General features: G+C 60.9%; 24 protein-coding genes. 13 read left to right on the forward strand and 11 right to left on the reverse strand.

The genetic code is table 11. The features are described from left to right. Window positions 1-58: 58 nt before the first annotated feature. The gene (locus ACZ1HH_RS02005; protein WP_487320348.1) at window positions 59-2,017 is read right to left on the reverse strand and encodes a 4Fe-4S binding protein; all 1,959 of its coding nucleotides are present in this window, start codon (window positions 2,015-2,017) and stop codon (window positions 59-61) included. A 366-nt stretch (window positions 2,018-2,383) separates the two neighbouring features. Between ACZ1HH_RS02005 and ACZ1HH_RS02010 the strand changes: the two genes are divergently transcribed. From ACZ1HH_RS02010 to ACZ1HH_RS02055, 10 genes are all read left to right on the forward strand, one after another. Next, entirely contained in the window at window positions 2,384-2,917 is a 534-nt protein-coding gene (locus ACZ1HH_RS02010; protein WP_472637172.1) for a DUF3305 domain-containing protein, read from the forward strand. Continuing rightward, the gene (locus ACZ1HH_RS02015) at window positions 2,914-3,570 is read left to right on the forward strand and encodes a DUF3306 domain-containing protein (protein ID WP_472637173.1); all 657 of its coding nucleotides are present in this window, start codon (window positions 2,914-2,916) and stop codon (window positions 3,568-3,570) included. Before ACZ1HH_RS02010 ends, ACZ1HH_RS02015 begins: the two co-directional genes overlap by 4 nt. 14 nt (window positions 3,571-3,584) lie before the next feature. Beyond that, on the forward strand, window positions 3,585-4,193 hold the full coding sequence (locus ACZ1HH_RS02020) for a TorD/DmsD family molecular chaperone (RefSeq protein WP_487320349.1): 609 nt from the start codon (window positions 3,585-3,587) through the stop codon (window positions 4,191-4,193). Window positions 4,194-4,299: 106 nt separating this feature from the next. Next, window positions 4,300-4,488, forward strand: coding sequence for a twin-arginine translocation signal domain-containing protein (locus ACZ1HH_RS02025; protein WP_416367887.1), 189 nt, complete (start codon window positions 4,300-4,302; stop codon window positions 4,486-4,488). A gap of 113 nt (window positions 4,489-4,601) precedes the next feature. Next, on the forward strand, window positions 4,602-7,496 hold the full coding sequence (locus ACZ1HH_RS02030) for a formate dehydrogenase subunit alpha (protein WP_011537749.1): 2,895 nt from the start codon (window positions 4,602-4,604) through the stop codon (window positions 7,494-7,496). 13 nt (window positions 7,497-7,509) lie between these two features. After that, entirely contained in the window at window positions 7,510-8,103 is a 594-nt protein-coding gene (gene fdh3B, locus ACZ1HH_RS02035; protein WP_011537750.1) for a formate dehydrogenase FDH3 subunit beta, read from the forward strand. A 115-nt stretch (window positions 8,104-8,218) separates the two neighbouring features. Beyond that, entirely contained in the window at window positions 8,219-9,433 is a 1,215-nt protein-coding gene (locus ACZ1HH_RS02040; RefSeq protein WP_472637174.1) for a formate dehydrogenase subunit gamma, read from the forward strand. Between the two features lie 4 nt (window positions 9,434-9,437). Then, window positions 9,438-10,721, forward strand: coding sequence for a c-type cytochrome (locus tag ACZ1HH_RS02045; RefSeq protein WP_472637175.1), 1,284 nt, complete (start codon window positions 9,438-9,440; stop codon window positions 10,719-10,721). 1 nt (window position 10,722) lies between these two features. After that, on the forward strand, window positions 10,723-10,848 hold the full coding sequence (locus ACZ1HH_RS02050) for a hypothetical protein (protein ID WP_256378211.1): 126 nt from the start codon (window positions 10,723-10,725) through the stop codon (window positions 10,846-10,848). Window positions 10,849-10,857: 9 nt separating this feature from the next. After that, window positions 10,858-12,210: a sigma-54-dependent transcriptional regulator gene (locus ACZ1HH_RS02055; protein WP_416367889.1), complete on the forward strand. Its 1,353-nt coding sequence runs from the start codon at window positions 10,858-10,860 to the stop codon at window positions 12,208-12,210. Between the two features lie 30 nt (window positions 12,211-12,240). Here ACZ1HH_RS02055 and ACZ1HH_RS02060 read toward each other — a convergent pair whose 3' ends face one another. The 9 genes from ACZ1HH_RS02060 to ACZ1HH_RS02100 all read right to left on the reverse strand — a co-directional run bounded on the left by ACZ1HH_RS02060 (window position 12,241) and on the right by ACZ1HH_RS02100 (window position 21,337). Further along, window positions 12,241-14,217, reverse strand: a complete 1,977-nt coding sequence (locus ACZ1HH_RS02060) for a sensor histidine kinase (protein ID WP_472637176.1) — start codon at window positions 14,215-14,217, stop codon at window positions 12,241-12,243. 99 nt (window positions 14,218-14,316) lie between these two features. Then, window positions 14,317-15,057, reverse strand: a complete 741-nt coding sequence (locus tag ACZ1HH_RS02065; RefSeq protein WP_472637177.1) for an SDR family NAD(P)-dependent oxidoreductase — start codon at window positions 15,055-15,057, stop codon at window positions 14,317-14,319. Next, window positions 15,054-15,776 (reverse strand): SDR family NAD(P)-dependent oxidoreductase, encoded by a 723-nt coding sequence (locus ACZ1HH_RS02070; protein ID WP_011537756.1) that lies wholly within the window; start codon window positions 15,774-15,776, stop codon window positions 15,054-15,056. The genes ACZ1HH_RS02065 and ACZ1HH_RS02070 overlap by 4 nt, the downstream gene beginning before the upstream one ends. Beyond that, entirely contained in the window at window positions 15,773-16,342 is a 570-nt protein-coding gene (locus ACZ1HH_RS02075; protein ID WP_011537757.1) for a DUF3833 domain-containing protein, read from the reverse strand. The genes ACZ1HH_RS02070 and ACZ1HH_RS02075 overlap by 4 nt, the downstream gene beginning before the upstream one ends. Continuing rightward, window positions 16,339-17,526 (reverse strand): MFS transporter, encoded by a 1,188-nt coding sequence (locus ACZ1HH_RS02080; RefSeq protein WP_472637342.1) that lies wholly within the window; start codon window positions 17,524-17,526, stop codon window positions 16,339-16,341. Before ACZ1HH_RS02080 ends, ACZ1HH_RS02075 begins: the two co-directional genes overlap by 4 nt. Window positions 17,527-17,558: 32 nt before the next feature. Beyond that, window positions 17,559-18,101, reverse strand: a complete 543-nt coding sequence (locus tag ACZ1HH_RS02085) for a chalcone isomerase family protein (RefSeq protein ID WP_487320350.1) — start codon at window positions 18,099-18,101, stop codon at window positions 17,559-17,561. Next, the gene (locus tag ACZ1HH_RS02090; RefSeq protein WP_011537760.1) at window positions 18,091-19,251 is read right to left on the reverse strand and encodes an SAM-dependent methyltransferase; all 1,161 of its coding nucleotides are present in this window, start codon (window positions 19,249-19,251) and stop codon (window positions 18,091-18,093) included. The genes ACZ1HH_RS02085 and ACZ1HH_RS02090 overlap by 11 nt, the downstream gene beginning before the upstream one ends. Next, window positions 19,251-20,030, reverse strand: a complete 780-nt coding sequence (locus ACZ1HH_RS02095) for a DUF1365 domain-containing protein (protein WP_472637178.1) — start codon at window positions 20,028-20,030, stop codon at window positions 19,251-19,253. The genes ACZ1HH_RS02090 and ACZ1HH_RS02095 overlap by 1 nt, the downstream gene beginning before the upstream one ends. Further along, a complete protein-coding gene (locus ACZ1HH_RS02100) occupies window positions 20,027-21,337 on the reverse strand; it encodes an NAD(P)/FAD-dependent oxidoreductase (RefSeq protein WP_472637179.1) in 1,311 nt (436 codons plus the stop codon). Before ACZ1HH_RS02100 ends, ACZ1HH_RS02095 begins: the two co-directional genes overlap by 4 nt. 245 nt (window positions 21,338-21,582) lie before the next feature. Here ACZ1HH_RS02100 and ACZ1HH_RS02105 point away from each other — a divergent pair, with 245 nt between their 5' ends. Further along, window positions 21,583-22,140: a sigma-70 family RNA polymerase sigma factor gene (locus ACZ1HH_RS02105; RefSeq protein WP_305809490.1), complete on the forward strand. Its 558-nt coding sequence runs from the start codon at window positions 21,583-21,585 to the stop codon at window positions 22,138-22,140. Beyond that, the gene (locus tag ACZ1HH_RS02110) at window positions 22,137-22,772 is read left to right on the forward strand and encodes a ChrR family anti-sigma-E factor (RefSeq protein WP_472637180.1); all 636 of its coding nucleotides are present in this window, start codon (window positions 22,137-22,139) and stop codon (window positions 22,770-22,772) included. Before ACZ1HH_RS02105 ends, ACZ1HH_RS02110 begins: the two co-directional genes overlap by 4 nt. A 153-nt stretch (window positions 22,773-22,925) precedes the next feature. On the opposite strand, the gene gap is transcribed toward ACZ1HH_RS02110, so the two are convergent. Beyond that, window positions 22,926-23,930 (reverse strand): type I glyceraldehyde-3-phosphate dehydrogenase, encoded by a 1,005-nt coding sequence (gene gap / locus ACZ1HH_RS02115; protein ID WP_472637181.1) that lies wholly within the window; start codon window positions 23,928-23,930, stop codon window positions 22,926-22,928. Window positions 23,931-24,268: 338 nt separating this feature from the next. On the opposite strand from gap, the gene ACZ1HH_RS02120 reads away from it, so the two are divergent. Further along, entirely contained in the window at window positions 24,269-26,002 is a 1,734-nt protein-coding gene (locus ACZ1HH_RS02120) for an alpha-amylase family glycosyl hydrolase (protein ID WP_487320351.1), read from the forward strand. Window positions 26,003-26,004: the final 2 nt, after the last annotated feature.

Genomic DNA, 26,004 nt, shown 5'->3' on the forward strand with positions numbered 1-26,004 from the left:
GCGGGCATGGTGCCCGTTGTGGGCGCGGGGGGAAAGGGCGGAATGGTGCGGGTCTGATTTAATGATCACGGCGCGTGCTGAGATAGTCTTCCGTGGTGCGGACGCGCGGGCGTTCCTTGCTCGCAAAGGGCGAGTCCTTCTGGTGGAACTGCGCATTTACGCGGCAATCATCACACATCTGGATCATCTTGGCGGCCTCGGAGCTCGCAAACATCGCGTGATTGCCCGCAAGCTTCTCCATGATCCGTTCGACTGTGGATTTGACCCCAAAGAGGCTGCCGCACTCGATGCAGGCGAAGGGCTCTTCTTCGTTCAGTACTACTTGATCCAGCGCCGATGGGGCGAGGTTCAGGCGGGGTGCAAATGTGATTGCATCCTCCGGACAGGCATTGGCACAGAGACCGCATTGCAGGCAGGCGTCCTCTTGAAAACGCAGCTGCGGCAGATCTTCGTTGTCGCCAAGCGCGCCAGAGGGGCATAGCGACACACATGACAGGCACAGCGTACAGGCGTCAGTGTCCACAACCACGGCACCATAAGGCGCGCCCTCGGGCAACGGCAGCTCGGTGTCAGCCGCGGTCAAGGCCAGGGCTGCCTGACGGGTGATCTGTCGGCGGGTGCCCATGGGGCGCTGTGGTGTCTCCGGCGCGGCGGGCAGGGTGCGCGCCTCATAAAGCGCATCGCAGAGGGCTTCGGGTTCGGCGGCGTGCAGCAGGCGAGCCGCGTCGGCCGAGATTGCATTGGCCAGCTCCAGTTCACGTGTTTGCACATCGAGATCGGCGCGGGGGCCGGGCAAGAGGCACACTTCGCGAAAACCAGCTGCGCGTGCCGCGAGAATTTCGGCATGGCCAAAAGTGTTGAAGGCTTCGACTTCGAGTGGAATGACAGCTGCAGGCAGACCGCGATCAAACCGTGCCGCGAGGCGGATCATCTCGGCTCCATGCGCATCAACGACCAGCAGGCGCGGGGCTTCGCCCCCCGCGTCGAGATAGGCTTTGGCAAGGGTCTGGATCCGCAGGAACAGGCTCTCGGTGGGTGGCGCGTCATAGGTGATCGCGCCCGAGGGGCAGAGCGAGGCGCAGGCCCCGCAGCCAGCACAGATCATCGGATCAATGGCAACGCTGTCCCCATTGGGGGTGATGGCACCGGTGGGGCAGGCATCGAGACAGCGCGTGCAGCCGGTCTGGCGGGCGCGGGAATGCGCACAGAGAAGTGGCTCGGCTTTGACATAGAGCGGCTTTTCGAAGGTGCCCACCAACTGGCTTGCGGCAAACACCGCATCCGCCACCGCCACAGGCGATTTGGGATCTGCACGCAGATAGCCTTCGCGCTTTTCAGGCGCGGGGAACAGGGGCGTGCCGCCGCGCAGATCGAGGATGATGTCGCACTCTGAACGGCCGCCGTCACGCGGTGCGCTCCAAGACCATTCTCGCCCGGTCACATCAAGCGATTGCAGCGCGTCTACCGTGATCTCAAAACCGCCAAGCGCCCCTTGCGCGCTGCGCAACTGGCCGCGGATCGTGTCAAAGCCTCGGCTGAGGGGCGGTTCTGCAGCGTCGGTCAGCAGGACGGTGACGCCAAGACTGTCTTGCAGTTTTTCTGCTGCCGGGAGCGCCACGTCCGCAGTTCCCACGATGAGGCACAGACCCTCGCTTACCACATCGACGCTTTTGGCAGGGCGCAGGTCCAATTGGGCCTCTGACACCAATGCGGACATTTTGGGTAGTACATCGGCTGCCTTCAGGGCGTCACGGGACCATCCAGCACGGTCTCGCAGGTCCAGGAAGGCCGGGGCATCTTGGCCCAGCTCCTCGGCAAGGGCGGTGAAAAACCGACTTTCCTGCCCGCAACAAAAAATTGCATCCGGGTCCTGGAGGGCGGCCGCGGCGGCCTCTGACTCGGTTGTGCAGAGGTGTGAATGTACCTTCGAACAGGGCAGGCCGGTGGCCGCGCTGAGCGCCTCTGAATCGAGCGGCTGGGAACCGGAACAATCACACAATATCAGGTGCTTGGGCATGTTTTCCTCGCTGGCGGTCGCGCTGGCATTTGGCCGCGAAATCGCGGTATCGGAGCATATCCTAGGCAGGTTTCTTCGCGTTCGTAAACCACCCCGACGGCGAAGACGGGTCGCAAAAGGCCGCCACGAATTGTGGTGATTCGGGAAAGCATCGCAAAATTCGAATACCCGAGTGAAAAGCTAAGTTTGGACAAAACGTCCACTGCCGACCTGCGCCGTAAAAACCGCGAGTCAAAATGTCCCCTTAAGCGTGAAATGCTCAATCTGGGGGCACTGTGTGCTTTCGCATGCAGGCCCTTTTGCGGCAAGCTTGTCAAAACAAGCCAGGGAACATCCGTGAACCAAGCCAACGCAAAGACAGTGGTTATGCCCCTTGGAGTCGTGATCCGGCGCACGCCGGGTGTGACGCCTTGGGCCAAATGGTCTTGGCGCGCGGTTGCGGTTCTGCCTGGCGCTGCAGAAGCCGATTGGAGCCTGCTGCGCGAAGAAGGCGAGGCGAGCGAATTTCACGCCGCGACCCTGCCGCTGGAACTCCACCGTGCGGATGCCGAGGCCTACATGCAGGGGCTCACCGCCAATCCGCCTAGCATCTATGTCGTGATGCGCCCCGGTGCGGATGCGCGCCCAGAGGTGGCTCTGGTCACGGCATCGCCTTTCGAGGCGCAGGACTACGCCGATACGGGCGAGGACCAGGTTGAGAAAGTTGACATGCCTGCCGGTCTGGTGGCCTGGGTGCGCGACTTCACGTTGGCGCATTTCAAAGAAGAGGAATTCAAAAAACGACGCCGCGACAGGCAACGCGTGGATCTCGAAGAAGAGGGCGTTGGCGATGCACGTATCCCGCAGCTGTCGGACGTCTACCGCGCACCTGTCAAAGCCCGCAAGGAGCGTCTGCAATGAGTGCGCAGGATTTCTGGTCCCGCCGCCGCGCTGCGGTTGAAGCGGAAGCCGCACAGGGCGAGCGCGCCCTGAAAGAGGCGGAAGCAGCAGAGCGTGACGCCGAGGCCGCCGAGCGCAGCGATGAGGAGCTGCTGGCAGAGCTTGACCTGCCAGATCCCGATACGCTTGGGCCAGGTGATGACTTCAAGGCGTTTTTGAGCGAGGCGGTGCCAGCGCGTCTGAAGACACGCGCCCTGCGTCGGCTCTGGATGACCAACCCGGTGCTGGCCAATCTCGACGGTCTTTTGGATTACGGCGAGGATTTTACCGACGCCGCGATGGCGGTCGAAAACATCCAGACGGCCTATCAGGTTGGTAAAGGCATGACCGCCCATGTGGAAGAGCTGGCGCGGCAGGCAGAGCTTGAGGCGGCCGCGGCGCGTGCGACAGAGGAACAGCCAGCCGAAGATGCGCCAGACGTCGTTCAGGACGATGCGGATTTCGACGCGCCAGCCGAGACGAATGAGCCGCCCGCAACTGCGCCTAAGGATGCAACCCCATCCGTGACCGCGCATGCGAGTGCTGCAGGCGGGGATCACGAAGAAGAGGCCGTGGCGCCCGTCACATCGCGCCGCATGCGCTTTGTGTTCGAGGACGGGGCGGCCAGCACATGACACAGGAGAGCTCGATGACTGAGGCAGCCGTGACTGCAGAGACGGTCACTGAAGAGGACCGTCTGCGCGCGGATCTTTACAACTATCTCGGCCTGATGCTTGCGGCCCCGCCGGCAGAGATGCTGCTGGAACAGACTGCTGGGCTCTCTGGGGACGCTACGCCCTTGGGGGAGTCGATCACTCAATTGGCCCGGGTGGCCAAACGCACCAAACCCGCCGCGGCTGAACGCGAGTTCAACGCGCTGTTCATCGGTTTGGGTCGTGGCGAGCTCTTGCCCTACGCAAGCTACTATCTGACGGGTTTTCTCAACGAAAAACCTCTGGCGGCGTTGCGCAACGACATGAGCGCTCGCGGCTTGAGCCGCGCGCCGAACGTATTCGAGCCCGAAGACAATATCGCATCGCTCATGGAGATGATGGGGGCGATGATCGTGGGGCGGTTCAACACTCCGGTCTCGTTGGCGGAACAAAAAACCTTTTTCAACAAGCACATCGGCCCGTGGGCTGCGCATTTCTTTGCGGATCTCGAAGGAGCGAAAAACTCTGTGCTTTATGCCTCGGTGGGCGCGGTGGGTCGCGCCTTCATGGAGATCGAGGCCGAAGGATTTCGGATGGGGGGCTGAGGCCCGCAATCCAAAACGGCGCGCCTGCAGGGGGCAGGTGCAGGGTGGGGCGGCCCGGACGCCCGAATGACTGGACCCAAGACGACCCAAAAGGAGGAGGATCCACATGTCACGGAAAGAGGATGGCGCAAGCCGCCGCGACTTTCTGAAACTGGCTGCAACCACCACGCCCGCAGCGGCAGTGGCGCTTGCAACCACCGGAGGCGAGGCGGAGGCCGCGACCCCGGACCTGTCATCAAGCAAGATGCAGGATACCGCGCATACGCGCGCTTATTACGACAGCACCCGGTTCTGATCGGTTGCTTTTCGTGCCTTGGCCGACTGGTTGCGTGACGCCCGACCGAGCGAAGGTTTCTCATTGAACCCAGCGCGCTTCTGATTTCAGGGGCAAGCAAGGGAGGTTTTAAAATGCTTAGGAAAAAGACCAACGGGGTTGCGCGACGCCCCCAGCGGACCAGTATCCTGTCCAAGGTCGGTGAGTCAGCCGTCGACCGCCGCGCGTTCCTGCGCGGATCTGGCCTTGCCATCGGCGGGCTTGCTGCCATCAGCGCAACCGGTGGTACAGTGACGCAAGCCAATGCGGCGGCGTCTGCAACCGGCGCGATGGAAACGATCAAATCCGTCTGCACCCACTGCTCGGTCGGCTGTACCGTGGTGGCAGAGGTGCAAAACGGTGTCTGGGTTGGCCAGGAGCCAGGCTGGGACAGCCCCTTCAACCTCGGTGCGCATTGCGCCAAGGGCGCTTCGGTGCGTGAACACGCTCATGGTGAGCGCCGCCTGAAGTACCCGATGAAGAAAGAAGGCGGTGAGTGGAAGCGCATCAGCTGGGAGCAGGCCATCGACGAGATCGGCGACGGCATGATGCAGATCCGCGAAGAAAGCGGCCCTGATAGCGTCTACTGGCTCGGTTCTGCCAAGCACAACAACGAACAGGCCTACCTGTTCCGCAAGTTCGCCGCCTACTGGGGTACGAACAACGTGGATCACCAGGCCCGGATCTGTCACTCCACCACGGTTGCGGGTGTTGCGAATACATGGGGCTACGGCGCCATGACCAACAGCTACAACGACATCCATAAATCCAAGGCGATCTTCATCATCGGTGGCAACCCTGCCGAGGCGCATCCGGTATCGCTGCTGCATGTGCTGAAGGCCAAGGAAGAGAACAACGCGCCGCTGATCGTCTGCGATCCGCGTTTCACGCGTACGGCGGCCCATGCGGATGAATATGTCCGCTTCCGTCCCGGCACCGACGTGGCGCTCGTTTGGGGCATCCTGTGGCATATCTTTGAAAACGGTTGGGAAGACACCGAGTTCATCCGCACCCGTGTTTGGGGTATGGATCAGATCCGGACCGAAGTGGCCAAATGGACGCCCGAAGAGGTCGAACGCGTCACCGGCACCCCGGGTAGCCAGCTCAAGCGCGTTGCGCGCACCCTGGTCAACAACCGACCCGGCACCGTCATCTGGTGTATGGGTGGCACCCAGCACACCAATGGCAACAACAACACCCGCGCCTACTGCATCCTGCAGCTGGCCCTTGGCAACATGGGTGTGTCCGGCGGTGGCACCAACATCTTCCGCGGCCACGACAACGTGCAGGGGGCAACCGACCTTGGCGTACTGAGCCACACTCTGCCGGGCTATTATGGTCTGTCGGCTGGCGCATGGGGCCATTGGGGCCGCGTCTGGGGCGAAGACATGGACTGGCTGAAGGGTCAGTTTGAAACCGTCAAAGGCGCCGACGGCAAGGATAAGAACCTGATGAACCTGACGGGCATTCCGGTGTCCCGCTGGATCGACGGTATCCTTGAAGACAAGGAAAACATGGACCAGCCCAACAATGTTCGGGCCATGGTTCTCTGGGGCCACGCGCCGAACTCTCAGACCCGGATGACGGAGATGAAGACGGCGATGGAGAAACTCGACATGCTTGTCGTGGTTGACCCCTATCCGACCGTCTCTGCCGTGCTGCATGATCGCACCGATGGTGTCTATCTGCTGCCCGCCTGTACCCAGTTTGAGACCCGCGGTTCTGTCACGGCCTCGAACCGTTCGCTGCAGTGGCGCGATCAGGTGGTGGAGCCTCTCTTTGAGAGCCTGCCGGATCACGTCATCATGGCCAAATTCGCCAATAAGTTCGGCTGGGCAGATCGTCTCTTCCGCAATATCGAAATGGAAGACGCCGAGACCCCCAACATCGAAAGCATCACCCGTGAGTTCAATGCGGGCATGTGGACGGTGGGTTACACGGGTCAGAGCCCGGAGCGCATCAAGCTCCATATGGCCAATCAGCACACCTTTGATCGCACGACGCTTCAGGCCGTTGGTGGCCCGGCGGATGGCGATTACTACGGGATGCCATGGCCCTGCTGGGGCACGCCGGAAATGAAGCATCCGGGCACACCGAACCTCTATGACATGTCCAAACCTGTCGCCGAAGGTGGTCTGTGTTTCCGCGCCCGTTTCGGGGTGGAGCGTGATGGCGAAAATCTCCTGGCAGAAGGGGTCTCCAACCCCGGTGCGGAGATTCAGGATGGCTATCCTGAGTTCACCATGCAGATGCTGATGGATCTGGGCTGGGATGGCGACCTGACGGCCGAGGAACGCGCGGCGATCGACGCTGTTGCCGGGCCAAAGACCAACTGGAAAACCGACCTCTCCGGTGGGATTCAGCGGGTTGCGATCAAGCACGGCTGCGCGCCCTTCGGGAACGCCAAGGCTCGTGCGGTTGTGTGGACCTTCCCGGATCCGGTGCCGCTGCACCGCGAGCCGCTCTACACCAACCGGCGTGACCTGGTGGCGGATTATCCGACCTATGAGGATCGGAAATTCTATCGTCTGCCCACCATGTATGCCTCGATCCAGAAGAACGATGTCTCCAAGGAGTATCCGATCATCCTCACCTCCGGCCGTCTGGTCGAATATGAGGGCGGCGGTGACGAGACCCGTTCGAACCCGTGGCTTGCAGAACTGCAGCAGGACATGTTCGTCGAGATCAATCCGCGCGATGCCAATGACATCGGAATCCGCGATGGGTCTCAGGTCTGGGTCGAAGGCCCGGAAGGCGGCAAGGTCAAGGTGATGGCCATGGTGACAGAACGCGTCGGGGCCGGTGTGGCCTTCATGCCGTTCCACTTTGGCGGGCACTTCCAAGGTAAGGATCTGAGGGATAAATATCCAGACGGGGCCGACCCTTACGTGCTGGGTGAAAGCACCAACACCGCGCAGACCTACGGCTATGACTCTGTCACGCAGATGCAAGAGACCAAAGCCACCCTCTGCAAAATCTCAGCAGCCTAAGGAGTAGAGAAACATGTCAAGAGCAAAGTTCCTCTGTGACGCCGAACGCTGCATCGAGTGCAACGCCTGTGTCACCGCTTGTAAGAACGAGCATGAAGTCCCCTGGGGCATCAACCGTCGCCGTGTTGTGACCATCAACGATGGTAAGCCCGGCGAACGCTCGATCTCGGTTGCCTGCATGCATTGTTCCGATGCTCCCTGCATGGCGGTCTGTCCTGTAGACTGTTTCTACCAGACCGAGGATGGGGTGGTTCTCCACTCCAAGGACCTCTGCATCGGCTGTGGGTACTGCTTCTATGCATGTCCCTTTGGCGCGCCGCAGTTCCCGCAGGCGGGTAACTTCGGATCTCGCGGCAAGATGGACAAATGTACCTTCTGTGCAGGCGGTCCCGAGGAGAACAACTCTCAGGCGGAGTTCCAGAAATACGGGCGCAACCGGATTGCAGAAGGCAAGTTGCCGATCTGCGCGGAGATGTGCTCCACCAAGGCGCTTCTGGCGGGCGATGGCGATACCGTTTCGTCGATCTACCGCGAGCGCGTGGTGGCCCGTGGCTTTGGTTCCGGCGCCTGGGGTTGGGGCACGGCCTACGATCAGAAAGGTGGCTAACGCCTCCTTTTGATCCCAAAACGCCTACAACGGGAGGCGGCCCGCCGTTTGGCGGGCCCCTTCCCCTATACGAATAATTCATCTTAACAAATCCGGCTCAACGGGAGGTCCATCCATGCCGCGCCTGATTTTCGTATTCGTCCTCAAACTGGCCTTGCTTTGCGGCCTTTCTGTCAACGCGCAGGAGGCGAGCCCAGCTGCGCCTGACCGCTCCGCCACCGGCGGCGCGCAGACGCTCGAGGATATTCTCGCGCGGCAACGTGGCGAGGAGCTGGACGACAGCTTCCGCAGCGAGGCCACGGGCAACCCCGAGCTTGCCGCCGGGATTGAACAGCAGCTTGGCACCCTTGGAGGCCAGTCCGACCCCGAACTCTGGCGCGCATTGCGCTATAATTCTGCCGACATCAGTGTTTCGGCCGGCGGCGATGTTGCCACGGTTCTGGTGCAGGATGGCGGCATGAGCTGGCTGAGCTTCCGCGAAGGACCGCTGCGTCAATATGGCGGGTGGCTCCTTTTGGGTACGATTGCCGCGCTCGCTGTCTTCTTTGTGCTGCGGGGCCGGATCGGTATCGATGCAGACAAGACCGGACGCACCGTGACCCGCTTTGCCTTTGTTGAGCGCATGGCCCATTGGACGCTTGCGGGATCGTTCATCCTGCTGGGTATCACCGGGCTTTTGACGCTCTTTGGGCGCGTCGCAATCCTGCCCTACCTGGGCAAGGATGTGAATTCGGTGCTGCTCATCGGCTCCAAGTGGATCCACAACTCCGTATCGTGGGCCTTCATGCTGGCGCTGATCGTGGTCTTTTTCATGTGGGTGGCGCATAACATCCCAAACAAGCTCGATCTTGTCTGGCTCAAGCAGTTCGGTGGTATCATCGGCAGCAAGCACCCGCCCGCAAAGAAATTCAACGCAGGGCAGAAGGTGATCTTCTGGTCGGTGATCTTGCTCGGGGCCTCGATTTCCGTCTCTGGTCTGTCGCTGCTGTTTCCCTTCGAGATGCCGCTCTTTGCCAAGACCTTTGCCGCTCTGAACAGCACGGGAATCCCGGAATTGCTGGGCTTTGGGGTTCTTCCCACCGAGCTTACGCCACATGGCGAAATGCAGCTTGCACAGCTCTGGCACGCCATTGTCGGCTTTGTCCTTATGGCGATCATCATCGCGCATATTTATATCGGCTCTGTCGGCATGGAAGGCGCCTATGATGCCATGGGGTCGGGCGAAGTGGATGAGGCCTGGGCCCATCAGCACCATTCGATCTGGCTCGAAGAAGTGAAGGAAAAAGAGCGCGCAAAAGGCAGCGACGCGAGCGCCACTCCGGCGGAGTGACGCGATGCTGCGGCGACTGGCTCTTGGCCTGCTCCTCTGCGCCGCCTCTGGGGTGAGCGCGGAGGAGTTCCAGACCCTCAAAGGACACGGAGGGCCGATCATGGCGCTTGCCGTGAACGATCGGGGGCACGTGGCCAGCGCCAGTTTCGACAATTCCGTTTCACTCTGGCAGGAGGGAGCGCCCAGCTGGCTCGAGGCACATGAAGCAGCCGCGACCGTGGTGGCTTTTGGCCCTGATGATACCCTGTTCAGCGCGGGCGATGACTTTGTGATTTATCGCTGGCAGCAGGGCCACCCCCAAGAGATCGGACGGCATACCGCCAAGATCCGCGCCTTGGACCTCTCGCGCGATGGGGAATGGCTCGCCTCCGCAAGCTGGGATGGCGGCATCGGTCTTTGGCCTCTGAGTGCGGGCACGCCCCGCCGCATCGCGGTTGGAACGGGCGTGAACGATCTTGCCTTTGACGGGACCGGGCGCCTCTTTGTTGCCACCATGACCGGGCAGATCCAAGTCTTCGACAGCCCGGAGGCTGCCCCACGAATTCTGGCGGAACAAGGGTTTGGCATCAACCGTTTGGTGCTCTCTGATGCTGGCTGGCTGGCCTATGGCGCCGTTGATGGCGGCACCCGTGTGATCAACGCAGAAACCGGGGCCGAGATTGCCGATTTCACCCTCGACCGGCGGCCCATACTGGCCCTTGCGCATCATGCCGAGAGCCAGCAGATCGCCGTGGGTGATGGGCATGGCTATATCATGATGATCGACACACACGACTGGAGCATTGCGCGCGATTTTCGGGCCATGCGCGAAGGCCCCGTCTGGGCTCTGGCGTTTTCAAAGGACGGCCAGCGGGTCTGGGCAGGCGGCATACACGATGTGATCTATGGCTGGCCTATCGCGCTGATGGCCAACAGCCCAGCGGCGGGAACCGAGACCCGCACATTCCTGCAGGCGCCTGAAACCATGCCCAATGGTGAGCGCCAATTCATGCGAAAATGCTCGGTTTGCCACGACTTGGTCGCCACAGAGCAGCGGCGCGCCGGTCCTCATCTGGCGGGGCTCTTTGGACGACCGGCCGGCAGTCTGCCTGGCTATCGGTATTCCGACACGCTGGCGCAGTCTGACATCATCTGGGGTGCCGAGACCATCGATGCCCTGTTTGATCTCGGCCCTGACCATTATATTCCGGGGTCCAAGATGCCGATGCAGCGCATCACCGCCCCCACAGATCGCCAGGATCTGATAGACTATCTGAAAACCGTGACACAACTTTCGGAGGATAATTGAAATGAAAGCCATGCTAACAGGCTTTGCCCTCATCGCCGTCATCGCCGTGGGCGCAGATCTTGCGCTGGAGCAGGCAGGGTATTCGGCGCAGGAGCAAAACTCCGGTACCGCCGTGCGCCTGAACTGACACCCTCAGATGAACGTCTCCAGCGTCATTCGCGACGAATACTCCGAATCACTGTCGTCAGCGTCGATCCTTGTGATTGATGACGAACCCGGGATGCGTCATTTCATGACAAAAATCCTGGAACCCCGCTGCAAGCGCGTGGAGCAGGCCGCGTCGGCGGCCGAGGCGTCGGATATTCTCGACAAGGCCCATTTCGACCTCATTGTGCTTGATAACATCATGCCGGGCAAAACCGGCCTTGATTGGGTGGCTGAACAGCGCCGGGTCGGTTTGTTTGCCGATACCATCCTGGTCACAGCCTATGCGGACCTCGATACGGCGATTCAGGCGCTGCGGATCGGAATTGCAGATTTTGTGCTCAAGCCGTTTCGCGCCAATCAGATCCTCAATGCGGTGGCGCGCGCCCTCGACCGCAAGTACCTGCGGCGTGAAAACTACCTGTTGAAACACGAGCTCTCTGCCGAGAAATCCAGCGCGCGGGGGCGTCTTCTCGGAAAATCTGCCGCCATTGAGAAGGTGCGAAAGATGTTGCAGCGTCTCGCGCCGCTGCCGACGCCGGTGCTGTTTACGGGGGCGTCGGGAACCGGCAAGGAGATCGCGGCCCGCACACTGCATTCGCTGTCGGATCGCGCAGAGCAGCCCTTTGTTGCCATCAACTGTGCCAGCCTGTCGCCGGATCGGCTTGCCGAAGAGCTTTTCGGCGTCGTGGACGCGCAAGATCGCCGCCGTGATGGGCTGTTTTTGCATGCAGATGGTGGCACGCTGTTTTTGGATGAGGTGGCGCAGATGCCCGAACAGGTGCAGGCGGCCCTGTTGCGGGTTCTGGAGGATCAAAAGGTTCGCCCGGTAGGCGCCGAACGTGATATTCCGCTCAACCTGCGCTTTTTGTTGGCCACCAATGCGGATCTGCCGCAGGCGGTCGAGGAGGGAAAATTCCGCGCTGACCTTTATCACCGGATCAATGTGGTCAATATCGAGATGCCCGCCCTCAAAGAGCGCATCGAGGATATTGTGGAACTGGCCGCTCTGTTCATGGATCAATTTGCGCTCAGCCTCGGCATGCCCGCGCTGGAACTTGATGAGGAAACACTTCTGAAATTCTCGCGCTATGCGTGGCCAGGTAATGTGCGCGAGTTGCGTAATCTGATCGAACGCTCTGTTATCCTTGGCGCTTTTCCCGAAGAGTTTTCCGGCACGGGCTCTGTGATCGGAGCCGCCGCCGTCGAAAACCTCGATATGGTCATGCAGCGCCACATCATGCACGTGTTGGACGCCTGCGATGGGAACCGGGCCGAGGCGGCCCGACGACTGGGCGTGTCGCGCAAGACTGTCGACAGGAAATGCGCAAGCTGGGGGCTATAGCGCCGCCTGCGTCTTGCGCGAAACAGCGCGTTATCTCTGATCCGGGTCATCCGCGTCAGTTGGCTCTGGCAGCCAGATCAAGAACTCCGCCCCCCGCGCGCGTCTGTTGCGCACCGTGATGCGCCCGCCAGCCCGCTGAATGAGGGTCTGGCTGATGGACAGCCCAAGCCCCGTGCCTTCGCCCTGTTTTGTCGTAAAGAAAGGGTCGAATATGTGATCTATCCGCTCCATGGGGATGCCGGGGCCGGTGTCGGCGATCCGCAGGGCAACACCTGTCTGTGCATCGCGTACCTCGCCTGCAACAGAGATCGCAAGCGTGCCTTTGCCCTCCATCGCCTGACTGGCGTTGATGATGATATTGATCACCACCTGTTGCAATTCGCCGGGGTCGATGCGGACGTGTGGCGCGGCGTCAAACTGTGTGAGGACCCGCACCTCTTGTTTCGAGATGACGTGATCCACCAACACAAGACAGTCGCGGACCACGGCGGCCACATCCACATGCTCGGCAAAGGTGCCAAACTCCGACGGGCGCGCGAACTGCAAGAGTTTGCCCACGATGGCCCCGATGCGCATCACTTGATTGTCGATCAGATCGAGCTCGGTGCGCACCGGCTCTGCTGCGTCGCCAAGGGTCATACGCATCACATCCACATTGCCCTGGATCACCGCGACGGGATTGTTGATCTCATGGGCGACACCTGCGGTGATTTCCCCGATCGAGGCCAGTTTTTCACTCATCACCAGCTGGCGAAAGGTCTCTTCGAGTTTGGCATTTGCGACTTGCAACTCTCGCGTGCGCTCTTCGACGCGCAGGTTCAGCTCTCCGGCCCAGTTGCGCAGCCGCCGGTCTCGTTCCTGGACCTGATCAAGCAATGTGTTGAGGTGATTGGCCACCTGACCGATCTCGTCACCGCGCGCCGAGGTCTGATTGCGGGCGGTGAGGTCGCCGCGCTCCACCCGCGCCATGGTGCGCGTCATCTGCTCGAGCGGGGCAAAGATCCCTTTAGCCAACCACAAGAACAGCGGCGCGGTGAGTGCGATCACCAGCACAAATGCCCCAACTACCGTCCAATAGGCCGCGCGTTTTGCGGTCTCATAGGGGGCTTCCAGGAAGCCGACGTAGAGCATGCCGACCCGTTTGCCAAAGCTGTCGCTGATCGGCAGATACCCCGAAATGTACCAATCATTCACGACAAAGGCGCTGTCGAGCCATGTGCGCCCCTTGCCGAGCACCGCGTCACGTACCGCCGCTGACACCCGCGTGCCAAGCGCACGCACGTCCTCGAAGAGGCGCACATTTGTGGAGACGCGGGTGTCTGATAAAAACAGGGTGGCGGTGCCTTGTCGCCCATCGCTGTACTGTCCTTGCAGATAGACGAGTTCGTTGAGCGTATCGATGAAATCAAGGTTGCGGTTGAGCAAGATCCCCCCCACCAACACCCGGATCTCGCCATTCACGCGCACTGGGGCTGCGGTGTGAACCACCATGCCCCGATCCTCCACGGTGTGATCGGCAGGGGCGGCGGCTTCGGTCTCGATCAGCTCAATCCGGGCTTCTGCCGCCAGCGCGGGGGAAAGGGCCGCCAGATCGCTGGCCGAGAGAATATCGATCTCCGAGACCATGCGGCCAACGGCAGCTTGAAAGATGACTGGCCATTTTTCTTTGGCGTCAGTCAGCTCATTGCCTTGTAAAAGATAGAGAAAATCGAGTCCAAGGCGATCCTGGCTTTGCTCCAGAAAGGCTGGCGTCAAACCTGGGTCGCGCGTGAGGACGTCTGCGATCTCGGCTGATTGGGCAAGTCCTTGCAGCGCACGCGCCGAGTTGCTCTGAAGGTGGCCGAGATATTGCTCGGCGATGCGCAGATCGCTTTCGACCTTTTCGATCAATATTTTATCGTAATCCGCATTCCAACGCGCCATCGCCACCACCATCAAAAGCGGCATCAACACGATAAGCGGTAGCAGCGCCAGAATGAGCAGGCGCAAGCGGACAGATTTCAGCATGAATGGGGCTCCCTCCCAGCGCCGCCAGACGGCGCGCCATGTGCGAACAGTCTCGCTGGAACGCGCCTTGGGTGCAAGACGGGCGCGTTGGGATTTGGATTAGGCTGGTACCTCCGCACCCGCCCAGTCGAACTGTTTGCCGCTGTCTTTGGGGGTCAGTTGGCTCAGGACGGAGGCCAGGCATTTTGCAGAGTATTCAGGCGTGAACAGTTTGCCTTCGGGAACATTGCCCTGAAACGGGGCGGAAAGCCCCGTGTCTACGGTGCCGGGGTGCAGGCAGACGCAGATCGCATCTTCGTTCTTGCGTGCAACCTCGATGGCGTAGTTGCGCATCAGCATACACAATGCAGCCTTGGAGGCACGATAGGCGTGCCAACCGCCGAGGCCGTTGTCGCTGATGGATCCCACCCGAGCGGCCAGTGCCGCAAAAACCGTGCGTCCCTTGCGGGGCATCCGCCCCAGAAAGTGTTTGGCCACCAGCGCAGGGCCGATCGTGTTGATGCCGAACACCTGCTCAAACGCGGCTTTGTCCTGATGCCGGTAGCTCTTTTCCGGTGAAAGCCCTGTCCCTTGGTCGGTCAGAATGCCGGTTGCCACAATCACCATATCCGCCGCACCGATCCGCGTTGCGAGTGCTTCAAGATCCGAGTCGGATGTTATATCTGCTTGATGTTGAGCGATTTTCTCTTGGCCAGCGGGCGACCCTTCAAAGGAGATGTCACCCCCGCGGGATACGGCATGGACCGTCTCAACCGCCGACATGCCGGCATAGGTTTCCACCAGGGCGCGGCCAATGCCGCCTGAGGCTCCAAAAATCACGACTGTGCGCGGGTCTGTCATATCAACCTCGTTACCAATTTGCGGGGCAGGAGTGCAGCGATGCGAAACACCCACGAAAACGGCGCGGGAAAAGAAGTCTGGAACCGATTTGAGCGCATCGCCTTGATGCAGCAGGCAGCGGCATCTTCGGGGGTCTGGATCATCGGCATCTTGAAGTCATTCTTGGCCGTAAGCCGGGTCTTGATAAAGCCTGGATTGACCACCTGTACTTTCACGCCGCTGTCGCGCAGATCGCGGTGCAGGTTCTCGCCCAGATGCATCACTGCCGCCTTGGAGGCGCCATAGCCGATTGCCCCCGGAAGCCCGGTGAACCCCGCGAGCGAGCCAATCAACACAATATGCCCATGCCCGCGTCTGGCGAACCGTGGGGCCACCCGTCCCATGGCGCGCATTGCGCCCATGAAATTGACTTCGCAGATGGCCTCTGCGGTTTCGGGTTCCCATTCCTGTACTGTCATCGGGTCGTACAGACCGGCACAATAGATCACCCCGTCAGCATCAGAGGCGGCTTCGGCGGCACTCGCAACCGAGCGCGAATCGGTGACATCCATAGGCAGGGCTTGCGCATCACCGAGCCCGTCAGAAAGCGCCTGCAGACGGTCTGCGTTGCGTGCAGACAGGATCAAGGATGCGCCTTCTTGGTCGAGGGCTTCGGCCAATGCGCGCCCAAGACCCTCGCTCGCGCCGATGATCCACCATGTTTGATTTTTGAAGCTCATGACTGTTCCGGTGCGTCTGTGTCGGGCGCGGGGCGAATGGTGGCGACAAGCTCTGCAACCTTGATGCCGAATTTGCGCATCTCGGAACGGTTCATGATGGTCCCATTCTCCATTAGATACATCCAGTCAGTCACATCAAGCACATGACCACCGGCATCCTTGGGCAGGCGAATGCGATACTGAAGCCGCACCGTGGCGCCTTCGTGCTGGCCTGTGCCCGTGCCGATGATATCCTCTGCAGTTGCGGTGAAGCTGCCGTTTTCGTGGATCTCGAGGTTCCATTGTCTGGCCTGTGTGCCACCGCCAGCATAGGAAAAATCTTCTGACAGCGTGCCACGGGTGCCGTCCCAGGTGCCGTTCATCTCAGCCACAAAGCGGGAGACCACGCGGCCGGTTGGCCCGTAGATCATCCCTTCGGAAATGAAACGCCCGTTCAGATGTGTGCGGATGTCAAAGGCAGGACCTGTGCCGGTGTAGTCAGAGGGGCGCTGGGCGCGAAAGCCAAAGCCGGGCCGCCACAAAAGCAAGAGCAGCACGAGGACAGTGATGCCGAGGAGGAGTTTCATGCATGGACCTCTTCACGGGGAAGTTGCAGCGCCAGCACGATTGCGGCGCATTTGATGACACAGGGCAGAACCGCGTAGGCGAGGGTCAGCGCGGTCAGCGCCGCTGCGGGATTTGTTTCGCCGGGCCGATAACCGCTCACTTCGAGCAGCGGCAGCAGCAGTGCCGCCGCGCTTGCGAGTGCAAGCTTTGCGGCAAAGGACCAAAGCCCGAAGGCGCGACCAGCTTGCAGCCCTGCACGATCGAGCGCGCCTGCAAAAAGGGCGGGCAGGATGACCATATCTGCGCCAAGCGCAGCGCCGGACCCAATGCAGATCAGCGCAAATCCAAAGGCTGCACCCGCAGGCAGGAGAGCGGCGCCGACAAAGGCCAGAATGGCGAGGCACATCGCAAAGATCAGGCTGCGAGTCGCCCCATATCGCGCTGCGGTGCGGGTCCAGACCGGCACCGAGAGCCCGGCTGCGAGAAAGAACAGGATCAGGAAGGGGCCGGCAAACTCCGGCAGCAGAAGCCTGTCTTCGACAAAGAACAAGAACAGCGTCGAGGTGATTGCCACCGGCAGCGCATTCACAAACGCCAGCGCCAGAAGGCCGAGGGCCCCCGAGCTGCGCAAGTCGGACAGGGTCAAAGGGGCGTCAGACGCACTTGGGACGCGCCAGAGCGGGCGGCTTGACCAGAGCGCGACGAGGCAGATAGCGGCCAACAGGATACCAAATGCGCCGTATCCACTGCCCGATGCCCCAAGTGCCACCAGTGCCGCCGGGGCACTCGCGGCAATGATAATGCCCGCCAGCGTGCCTGCCTCACGGTAGCCGGCCAGTGAAATCAGCCCGTTTCCCTGCGCCGCCAGTGCGGCGCTTTGCCCGTAAAACAAGATCGTCCCAAGGCTGTAGGCGGTGAATACCACCGCAAGGGCTGCGGTAAACCACACCGTGCTGCCCGTCTCGGGCCGCAGCGTGTAGAGCATCACAAACCCCAGTGCCATGCCCAGAGCGGCAAGGGTGGCAAAGGCAGGCTTTTGACGCGGGTAGCGGTCCACCAGCCAGCCAATCGCGGGGTCCTGTGCAAAATCCATCACCCGGATGCCGGCCAGGATCACGCCGAGGGTGGCAAGACTCATGCCAAGCTCCCCCGTCGCGTATCGCGGTAGGTGGATATAGAGCGGCAAGCCAGCCGCAGCCAGCATCAGTGCATATGTGCTGACCCGCCAGTTCACTGTCACTCCCCCCGCAGTTGCGCAGACAAACGCGCAGAGCGGCTGTTTGGCGAGAGCCAGATCCCGAGGAAACGCTTGCGCAGATCCGGATGCGAGATCCGGCAGGTGCGTTGCCCGTTGAGGCGCATGTCGATGACGTTGGCAGCAGGAGAGACGGCAACATAGCTGTCGCCTGAGTTTACATCGCGAAAGCAGCTGGCAAGCTTTTGCAGCATCTGGGGCTGGTCGGACCGCGCACCCTCAATCCGCTGAAGCTCTTTCTCGGTGCCTTCAAGGAGCTCCGCATCGGAAAACCCCCGCGCATAATCAATGCGAAGCGACAGCGGCTGGTTCCAGTCAAAGCGCCGCGCTCCCTCAATATGGAGCGTCGCCGTGTAGATCTCGAAGCCCAGAAACCGCAGCGTTGCCTTACCCAGTTCCACAGGGGCGCGCAGCCCGGTGGAAACCGGGTTCGCCGCAAGCGGCGTCGCCAGCGTCACGGCCGTAAAGAGCGCGACGCCTGCAAACAAGGAACATAGGGTGGGGAGGCCGTTTTTAGGTCGCATGAGCCAGCTCCACCTGAACCACATCGGTCTGGCGGGTTTCGAAAGAGGCTGCGCAAATCTGCAGGTAGAACTGCCAGTTCCGCAGGAAACTCTGGTCATACCCGAGACCAAGCACCTTGTCCGAGGCTGCACTCAGGCGCTCGGACCACATGCGGCAGGTGCGGGCGTAATCCTGACCGAAGCCAAAGTTATCCGTGACCTGAAGCCCTGCATTGCGCGCGTGATGTGCGATCATGGCATCCGACAACAGCATACCGCCGGGAAAGGTGTATTGCCGAATATAGTCGGAGCCTTTGCGGTAAATGTCGAAATAGGCGTCAGGCACCGTGATAGCCTGCACCACCGCCCGTCCGCCTTCGGCGAGGCGGTCCTTCAGCATCGCGAAATACTGCGGCCAATATCGTTCTCCGACCGCTTCGATCATTTCGATCGACACAATGCCGTCGAATTTGCCGCTGGTATCTCGGTAGTCGCAGAGCTGAATATCGGCCCGCCCATCGAGGCGTGCATCGGCAAAGCCATGTTGGCTGGGCGAAATCGTGATGCCAGTCACATGGCGGCCATGGTCTGCGGCGCGCTCGGCAAATCCGCCCCAGCCGCAGCCAACCTCGAGAATGCGCTCGGCCTCGCCCGTGCGGTTGAGGATGCGGTCATATTTGCGGTGCTGGGCGTCCTCCAGCGTGGCATCCCCCGGCGCAAAAAGGGCGGAGGAATAGGTCATGCTTTCATCGAGCCACAGCTGGTAGAACTCATTGCCGACGTCATAATGCGCCTTGATGTTGCGGCTGGCACCAGAGCGCGAATTGGCGCGCAGGATGCGATCTACGATGCGGAATTTGAGCGTGGCAAGGCGGCTGGGATAGGCGAACCCCTCGAGATAGTCGAGGTTCAAAAGGGCCACCTGCGTGACGGCCTCAATCGACGGGGTGTCCCAGAGGCCCGCGACATACGTCTCGCCGAGCCCGATGTCGCCGCGAGACGCCAAAGCTGTGACCACGCTCCAGTCGTTGATCTGCATCTCGGCCGCCGGTTCGCCTTGGCCGAACTCGTAGACTTCACCCTCAGGGGTGATCAGACGCAGGCTTCCACGCCGAATGCTGGCGCAACTGTCGAGAAAATCACGTTTTACGCGGTTGGTAATAAACAGCATCAGCTGACCTCCTGTTCGGGCGGGAGCGGGCGTCTTCGATACCGGGCGCCCTTGAGTTTGAGTTTCAGCGCCTGCCAGTAGATCAAGGCGACCGTGCGCATGGCCCCAAACGGGCGACGCAGGCTGGCTTTGATCAGGCGGGCGTTATTCAAGTCGTGCAATTCGCCCATCAGGGTTGCGATGACGCCTTCGGAGCCGTTTTTGTGGGCGATGCGGATCGCGATCCGAGTCTCTGTTATATCAAAGGTAAATCGATAGTCGCCCGCGACCTCCTGAAAGGGGGAGACGTGAAAGATTTTCTGCGCGCTCAGGCAGGATTTTGCGGTAATCGGTGCAAATTCAGGCTCAGCACAAAGATAGCTGTGACGGTCGCCAAAGGTGTTTGACACCTCTGCGATCACGCCCCTGAGGGTCGCTCCGTCGTATGCGAGCCAGAAGCTCACCGGGTTGAAGATGTAGCCCAGAAAGCTCGGCTGAGTGAGCAACAGGATCCGGAGGTTTTGAGGGGCAAGGCCCGCGTGTTCGAACACCTCTTTCGCCCAATCCAGACCGCGTCCTTTTTTGGGGGCGCCACCGTGGTTTCGATCCATGACAGAGGCAAGGTTCCAGCGGTTGCGCGAAAAGAGCAACGGGCCGCGGGTCGATTGCGGATCAATTAGAACATAGTCCACGCCATATCGAAACGCGTTCTGGATTGCGCCGCGTCTGGCGTGGGTGGTGGTGCCTGCCAGATGCAGCGGCCCTTTTACCAGGGGGGATATGGGCGCGCTTGCGCTCATGCGACAAGGTCCTGCGCGCTGCGGCTACCCATGGTGCGCGCATCAATGGCCCGCGCGACGCGAACTGCACTGGCAAACCCGTCTTCGTGAAACCCATGGCGTAGATAGGCGCCTGCAAACCAGGTGTGGTTTTCGCCCTGCATGGCCTGAACGGCCCCCTGCGCGCGGATCGCGGCGCGATCAAAAACCGGATGGCGGAAGGTCTTGTCATCGTAGATCAGCTGCGGATTGACGTCCTGCACCGGGTTCAGGGACACGAACAGCGGATCGTTTTCCGGCAAGTTCTGCAGACGGTTCATCCAGTAGGTGACACCAATAGCTGGACGGTCGTCGCGCAGATCGGCCTTGTAAACCCACGAGGACCAGCAGGCGCGCCGCTTGGGCATCTGGCTTGCGTCACGGTGCAGGATCATGTGGTTGTCCTGATAGCGCATCACCCCGAGGGTGGCCTGTTCCTGCGGCGTCGGCGCAGCTAGCAGGCGCAGCGCATCATCGGAGTGGCAGGCAAAGATCACTTCGTCGAATTGCTCTGAACGACCATCGCCCAGACGCAGGGTCACACCCGCATCGTGGCGCTCGACCGTTTGCACAGGGCTCGCGGCGCGCAGGTCAACGCCGGTGTTCTGAAGGTGCCGGGTGAGGCGACGGACATACTCGCGGCTGCCGCCTTTGACCGTCCACCACTGATGCTGACCAGTGGCCGACAGTAGCGCGTGATTGCGAAAGAAGCGCACCAATGACCGGGCTGGAAAGGCGCGGATTTCTTCGGGTGGGGTTGACCAGATCGCGCCACAGATCGGCATCAGATAGTACCGCTGGAACCAGTCCCCGAGCGAGAGTTCCTTGACCAACTCGCCGATGGTGGTGCTGTCGTCGCGGGCGAACTCTTCGGCGCGGGCGTTGAAGCGCAGAATGTCGCGCACCATGCCAAAGAACGCGGGCCGTGCAAGGTTGCGGCGCTGTCCAAAGAGCGCATCCAGGCTGCGTAGTCCGTATTCCATCGCACCGTTCTCGATGGTGGCTCCAAATGACATGTCACTGCGCACAACCGGCACGTCCAGTTCGTTAAACATCCGCGTGAGATGCGGATAGTTCACGTAGTTGAACACGATGAACCCGGTATCGACCGGCTGGGTCCCGTGCAGACCTGCCTCGACCGTGCGCGCATGCCCGCCAAAACGCGCGGCCGCTTCAAACAGGGTCACATCGTGGCGCGGACCAAGAAGCCAGGCGGCGGCCAGACCGGAAATGCCACCGCCAATGATGGCGATGCGGCGGCGCTGGGGGGGCAGGGCATCAAATGACATAAACTCTCCATCCGTTTTCATGAACTTACGAGTCCAAACGGGCATTCGGATCAAAAAACTAAAAAATACTCGGGGCAGAGCACTATTTTGCGGGATGAGGCATTTTTTATGATCTGCTCGATGAAGCCGTGCGTACTGAGTGTATGTTTGAAGCATCTGCAGCTCTGTGTGAGGACCCACTTGATGCCCGCGCCCCGACGGCTAGTGTGGGCGAGGGCACGAGCGGTTGCCGGGAGAGCGACAGAGTGACAGGTGAGGCATATTCCGAGACGACAGTCTGGATGCTGGCAGTGCGCGATGACAGGGACAAAGCCGCCTTCGGGCGCTTGTTCGATCACTTTGCGCCCCGCCTCAAAGGCGTGATTTGCCGCTCGGGTGTCTCCCCTGCGCAGGCTGAGGACATCGTTCAGGACGTGATGCTCACGGTCTGGCGAAAGTCGCATATGTTCGACCCCGGTCGCGCTCAGGTTTCGGCCTGGATCTACCAGATCGCGCGCAACCGGCAGATCGACATCTTGCGCAAGGAAAAGCGTCCCGTACCGGAAGAGTTGAAGCCGGTCGAGGACACAGAGGATGACGCGTCACAGGTCGTGGCGCTGGAACAGGAGACGCAGGCTCTGCGTGCGGCGCTTCAGACCCTGAAGCCCGCGCAGCGCGAAATGGTGGAGCGCGCCTATCTGGGCGAGCTGACCCATGCGGAGATCAAGGCCGAGACGGGTCTGCCGCTGGGAACCATCAAGTCGCGCATCCGGCTGGGGCTGGAGAAACTGCGTCATGAATTGAAGGGAACGCAACGCTCATGACGGGTATTACGCACCATATCCCTGACGAGTTGCTGATAGCCTACGCGGCGGGCAGCTTGCCAAAGGCGTTTTCACTTGTGGTCGCCGCGCATGTTTCCATGTGTGACGAATGCCGTGCGCGCCTTGGCGCGCATGAGGCGCTCGGTGGCGCGCTCCTTGATGATATGCCCGTGGCCGAGGTTTCGGCGGATATGAAGGGACGGCTGTTTGACGCGCTCGACGATCCGGTTGCCCGAGAAAAGCGCTATGACCGGGCGGGGATTTTCCCTGCACCTGTCATGGAAGCCTTGGGGGGGCTGCCGCCAAAGTGGAAGCCCCTCGGGCTCGGTGTGCGGCAGATGATCCTCGATCATGATCGCGGTGGCAGCGTGCGGCTTCTCTATATTCCGGCTGGACAAGGGGTTCCGGATCATGGGCACAACGGGCTGGAATTGACCCTGGTACTGCAGGGCGCGTTTTATGACGAGACCGGACATTTTGGCGTCGGGGATCTGGAGGTTGCAGATGGGGATCTGGAACACGAACCCATAGCTGCTGATGGTCCTGCTTGCATCTGTCTTGCTGCGACGGATGCCTCGCTTCGGTTCCGCTCTTTTGTGCCTCGCCTTTTGCAGCCGATTTTCCGGATCTGAGCCTTCTGGGCTCAGGTGGTGACGGGAGCGAGGCGCTGCCTCGCGCTCCGGGATATTGTTAGTTAGAAGAAAACGATGACATGAAGAAGGGCCGCGGCATTTGCCGCGGCCCTTTGAAATGTGGCGTGAGGTGTGTCGCGCAGCGGTATTGCGTCAGAGGAATTTGCCCATGGCGCGGCCGGTGTCGATCATGCGGTTCGAAAAGCCCCACTCGTTGTCATACCAGCTCACCACGCGCACCAGGCCCTCGGAGGTCACGGCGGTTTGTGGGGCGGCGAAGATCGACGACCGCTTGTCATGGTTGAAGTCGATGGACACCAGTGGAGCCTCTTCATAGCCGAGAATGCCCTGAAGCGGGCCCTCTTTTGCGGCGGCCGCGATCGCGGCGTTGATCTCTTCGACCGAAGCGGCACGCTCGGGCTGGAACGTCAGGTCCACCACCGAGACATTTGGTGTCGGGACGCGAATGGCGGAACCTTCAAGGCGGCCCTTGAGGTGTGGCAGCACCAGGGAGATAGCGCGCGCCGCGCCGGTAGATGTTGGGATCATCGAGAGCGCTGCCGCGCGGGCGCGGTAGAGATCCTTGTGGGTGGTGTCATGGGTCGGCTGGTCGCCTGTGTAGGCGTGGATCGTGGTCATATAACCGGTCTTGATCCCAAAGGCGTCGTCCAGAACCTTGGCCACCGGGGCAAGGCAGTTGGTGGTGCAGGAGGCGTTGGACACCACGATGTCCTCTGCGGTGAGGTCGTGATCATTGACGCCAAAGACCACGGTGCGGTCAACTTCGGTCCCCGGCGCGGAAATCAGCACGCGTTTGGAGCCGTTTTTCAGATGCGCGGCTGCCTTGTCGCGGGTGGTGAAGAGGCCAGTGCATTCATAGGCGATATCGACATCGGACCAGGGCAGCTCTTCTGGGTTGCGGATGGCCGTCAGGCGGATCTCATGGCGGCCCACTTTCATGGTATCGCCCTCGACTGTAACCTCTGCGTCGAGGCGGCCGTGAACGCTGTCGAACTTGAGCAGGTGGACCTGGGTTGCCGGCGGGGCGAGATCGTTGATCGCCACCACCTCAACGTCGGTGGTGTCGTTCTCCAAAAGTGCACGCAGCACGTTGCGGCCGATCCGGCCAAATCCATTGATCGCGATTTTAAGGGTCATTTGCCAATAACTCCGGTTGGGTTTCCGGGCACGGCACCACCACTGGTACCGCTATCACTCGCGGCTATCGTTATCGCTAACGAAGGCGCCGATCAAGCCCCGTCGCTCAGCGTGAAACTGTCGCGCGATCACGAATGTGCAACTCTGGGCCTGCGCGTCAGGATAGCGCAATCTCAGACAGCTGCACGTAATATGCCCGGAAAATGGTCACAGACCCCGCCCATCCACTGTTTTGGCGGCACAGAATTTGCCCGCGTGACCGTAGGCTCCTAGGGTTACAGAGGACCCTGTCTCACGGTGAGGGAGGCATCTGCCGCGCTATCGCAAAAGGGAGAAAGATGGCCACATCCTTTGCTGCACGCCTGTCGCAACTGCTGACCCAAATCTATCCGGACTTGGACACGGAGATCCTTGGCTCCAAAGTGGCTGAGGCGTTTTGGCCCGAAGGCAGTCATCGGCGCAAGCGCCCGCGCAGGCCTGGAAATTCTCTTTGGTCAGAACGCGACGCATTGCTGATCACCTATGGCAACACCATGCGTGATGGGGCGCATAAGCCGTTAGACCTGCTGCATGATTTCCTGCTGACTTATATGAAGGGTGTGGTGAATGGCGTGCATATCCTGCCGTTTTTTCCCTTCACTTCGGACGACGGGTTTGCCGTCACGGACTATCGCAAGGTGAATCCTGAGCTGGGTGATTGGGCCGACATTCGCCGGATCGGCGGCGCGTTTCACCTGATGTCTGACATGGTGCTCAACCATGTGTCCTCGCAGAGCGCCTGGTTCAACGCCTACCGGCAGGGGCAGCCGCCTTATGACCGCTTCTTCTACGAGGCTTCGCCCTCGGACGATCTGAGCGCAGTGGTGCGTCCACGCACAACGCCGCTGCTGCAGGAGGTAGAGACGGCCACGGGCGCGAAACATGTGTGGTGCACCTTCAGCCACGATCAGGTTGATCTCAATTTTGAGAACCCGGAGGTCCTGCTGGAAATCCTTCGGATCATTCGCCTGCATATCGATCAGGGGGTCCGCATTATCCGGCTCGATGCGGTGGCCTTTATCTGGAAAGAGGTTGGGACCAGTTCGATCCACCTGCCGCAAACCCATGCGATTGTACAGCTGCTGCGCCTGCTGGCAGATTATGCGACCGAGACGGTGGTACTGCTGACCGAGACCAACGTGCCGCGGGCTGAGAATCTCAGCTACTTTGGCAATCGCAACGAGGCCCATGTGGTCTATAATTTTCCGCTGCCGCCATTGATCCTGCACGCGATGATGGCGGGCTCGGCGCGCTACCTGCTGAATTGGGCACGGGCGATGCCGCCGGCGCCCCTGGGATGCGCCTATTTGAATTTCACCGCGAGCCACGATGGAATCGGGATGCGCCCGGCGGAGGGGGTGCTGCCGCAGGAAGAAATCGACCAGATGATCGCCTGCGTGCGGGCGGTAGGGGGGCTTGTGTCCATGCGGGCCTTGCCGGGGGGTGGTGAAGCGCCCTACGAGGTGAACTGCACCTATTTTGACGCGCTGGGCCGGACCTTTGACGGGGGCGAAGCGCGAAAGGTGGATCGATTCATCTGTGCGCAGACCATTCCCATGAGCCTTGAAGGAATTCCGGCGTTTTACATTCACGCGATGCTGGCGACGGCCAATGATCATGATGCGGTGGCGCGGCGCGGGATGAACCGGGCGATCAACCGCCACCGGTGGGATTACGGCGAGCTGAAGGCGCGTCTGAATGACGCGGACAGCGCGCAGGCTCAGGTGATGTCGGCGCTCTCCGAACGGCTGCGGGTCCGGGCCGAGCAGCCGGCGTTTCACCCCAATGCTACCCAGTTCACTTTGCAGCTGGATGATCGTGTCTTTGCGCTCTGGCGGCAGTCGCTGGACCGGGCGCAGTCGATCTTTGCGCTGCACAATGTCAGCGGAGATGGGGTGATCCTGCATCCCGGCGCGCTGAACCTTATTGAAGGTGAGACATGGCGGGATCTGTTGTCCGGTGACATGTTTGAAAGCGATGCAGAGATCACACTGGCACCCTATCAATGCCGTTGGATCACCAATCAGGCTTGAGC

Source organism: Epibacterium sp. HA2-3 (assembly GCF_055693725.2).

Excerpts from the sequence above, each read along its gene's own strand:
- ACZ1HH_RS02070 (WP_011537756.1), bottom strand. The coding sequence starts at position 15,776 with ATGAGCTTCAAAAATCAAACATGGTGGATCATCGGCGCGAGCGAGGGT.
- ACZ1HH_RS02060 (WP_472637176.1), bottom strand. The coding sequence starts at position 14,217 with ATGCTGAAATCTGTCCGCTTGCGCCTGCTCATTCTGGCGCTGCTACCG.
- ACZ1HH_RS02045 (WP_472637175.1), top strand. The coding sequence starts at position 9,438 with ATGCTGCGGCGACTGGCTCTTGGCCTGCTCCTCTGCGCCGCCTCTGGG.
- ACZ1HH_RS02025 (WP_416367887.1), top strand. The coding sequence starts at position 4,300 with ATGTCACGGAAAGAGGATGGCGCAAGCCGCCGCGACTTTCTGAAACTG.
- ACZ1HH_RS02030 (WP_011537749.1), top strand. The coding sequence starts at position 4,602 with ATGCTTAGGAAAAAGACCAACGGGGTTGCGCGACGCCCCCAGCGGACC.
- ACZ1HH_RS02050 (WP_256378211.1), top strand. The coding sequence starts at position 10,723 with ATGAAAGCCATGCTAACAGGCTTTGCCCTCATCGCCGTCATCGCCGTG.
- ACZ1HH_RS02095 (WP_472637178.1), bottom strand. The coding sequence starts at position 20,030 with ATGAGCGCAAGCGCGCCCATATCCCCCCTGGTAAAAGGGCCGCTGCAT.
- ACZ1HH_RS02080 (WP_472637342.1), bottom strand. The coding sequence starts at position 17,526 with ATGCTGGCTGCGGCTGGCTTGCCGCTCTATATCCACCTACCGCGATAC.
- ACZ1HH_RS02010 (WP_472637172.1), top strand. The coding sequence starts at position 2,384 with ATGCCCCTTGGAGTCGTGATCCGGCGCACGCCGGGTGTGACGCCTTGG.
- fdh3B (WP_011537750.1), top strand. The coding sequence starts at position 7,510 with ATGTCAAGAGCAAAGTTCCTCTGTGACGCCGAACGCTGCATCGAGTGC.
- ACZ1HH_RS02090 (WP_011537760.1), bottom strand. The coding sequence starts at position 19,251 with ATGCTGTTTATTACCAACCGCGTAAAACGTGATTTTCTCGACAGTTGC.
- ACZ1HH_RS02005 (WP_487320348.1), bottom strand. The coding sequence starts at position 2,017 with ATGCCCAAGCACCTGATATTGTGTGATTGTTCCGGTTCCCAGCCGCTC.
- ACZ1HH_RS02065 (WP_472637177.1), bottom strand. The coding sequence starts at position 15,057 with ATGACAGACCCGCGCACAGTCGTGATTTTTGGAGCCTCAGGCGGCATT.
- ACZ1HH_RS02120 (WP_487320351.1), top strand. The coding sequence starts at position 24,269 with ATGGCCACATCCTTTGCTGCACGCCTGTCGCAACTGCTGACCCAAATC.
- ACZ1HH_RS02015 (WP_472637173.1), top strand. The coding sequence starts at position 2,914 with ATGAGTGCGCAGGATTTCTGGTCCCGCCGCCGCGCTGCGGTTGAAGCG.
- ACZ1HH_RS02075 (WP_011537757.1), bottom strand. The coding sequence starts at position 16,342 with ATGAAACTCCTCCTCGGCATCACTGTCCTCGTGCTGCTCTTGCTTTTG.
- ACZ1HH_RS02110 (WP_472637180.1), top strand. The coding sequence starts at position 22,137 with ATGACGGGTATTACGCACCATATCCCTGACGAGTTGCTGATAGCCTAC.
- ACZ1HH_RS02055 (WP_416367889.1), top strand. The coding sequence starts at position 10,858 with ATGAACGTCTCCAGCGTCATTCGCGACGAATACTCCGAATCACTGTCG.
- ACZ1HH_RS02100 (WP_472637179.1), bottom strand. The coding sequence starts at position 21,337 with ATGTCATTTGATGCCCTGCCCCCCCAGCGCCGCCGCATCGCCATCATT.
- ACZ1HH_RS02085 (WP_487320350.1), bottom strand. The coding sequence starts at position 18,101 with ATGCGACCTAAAAACGGCCTCCCCACCCTATGTTCCTTGTTTGCAGGC.
- ACZ1HH_RS02040 (WP_472637174.1), top strand. The coding sequence starts at position 8,219 with ATGCCGCGCCTGATTTTCGTATTCGTCCTCAAACTGGCCTTGCTTTGC.
- ACZ1HH_RS02020 (WP_487320349.1), top strand. The coding sequence starts at position 3,585 with ATGACTGAGGCAGCCGTGACTGCAGAGACGGTCACTGAAGAGGACCGT.
- gap (WP_472637181.1), bottom strand. The coding sequence starts at position 23,930 with ATGACCCTTAAAATCGCGATCAATGGATTTGGCCGGATCGGCCGCAAC.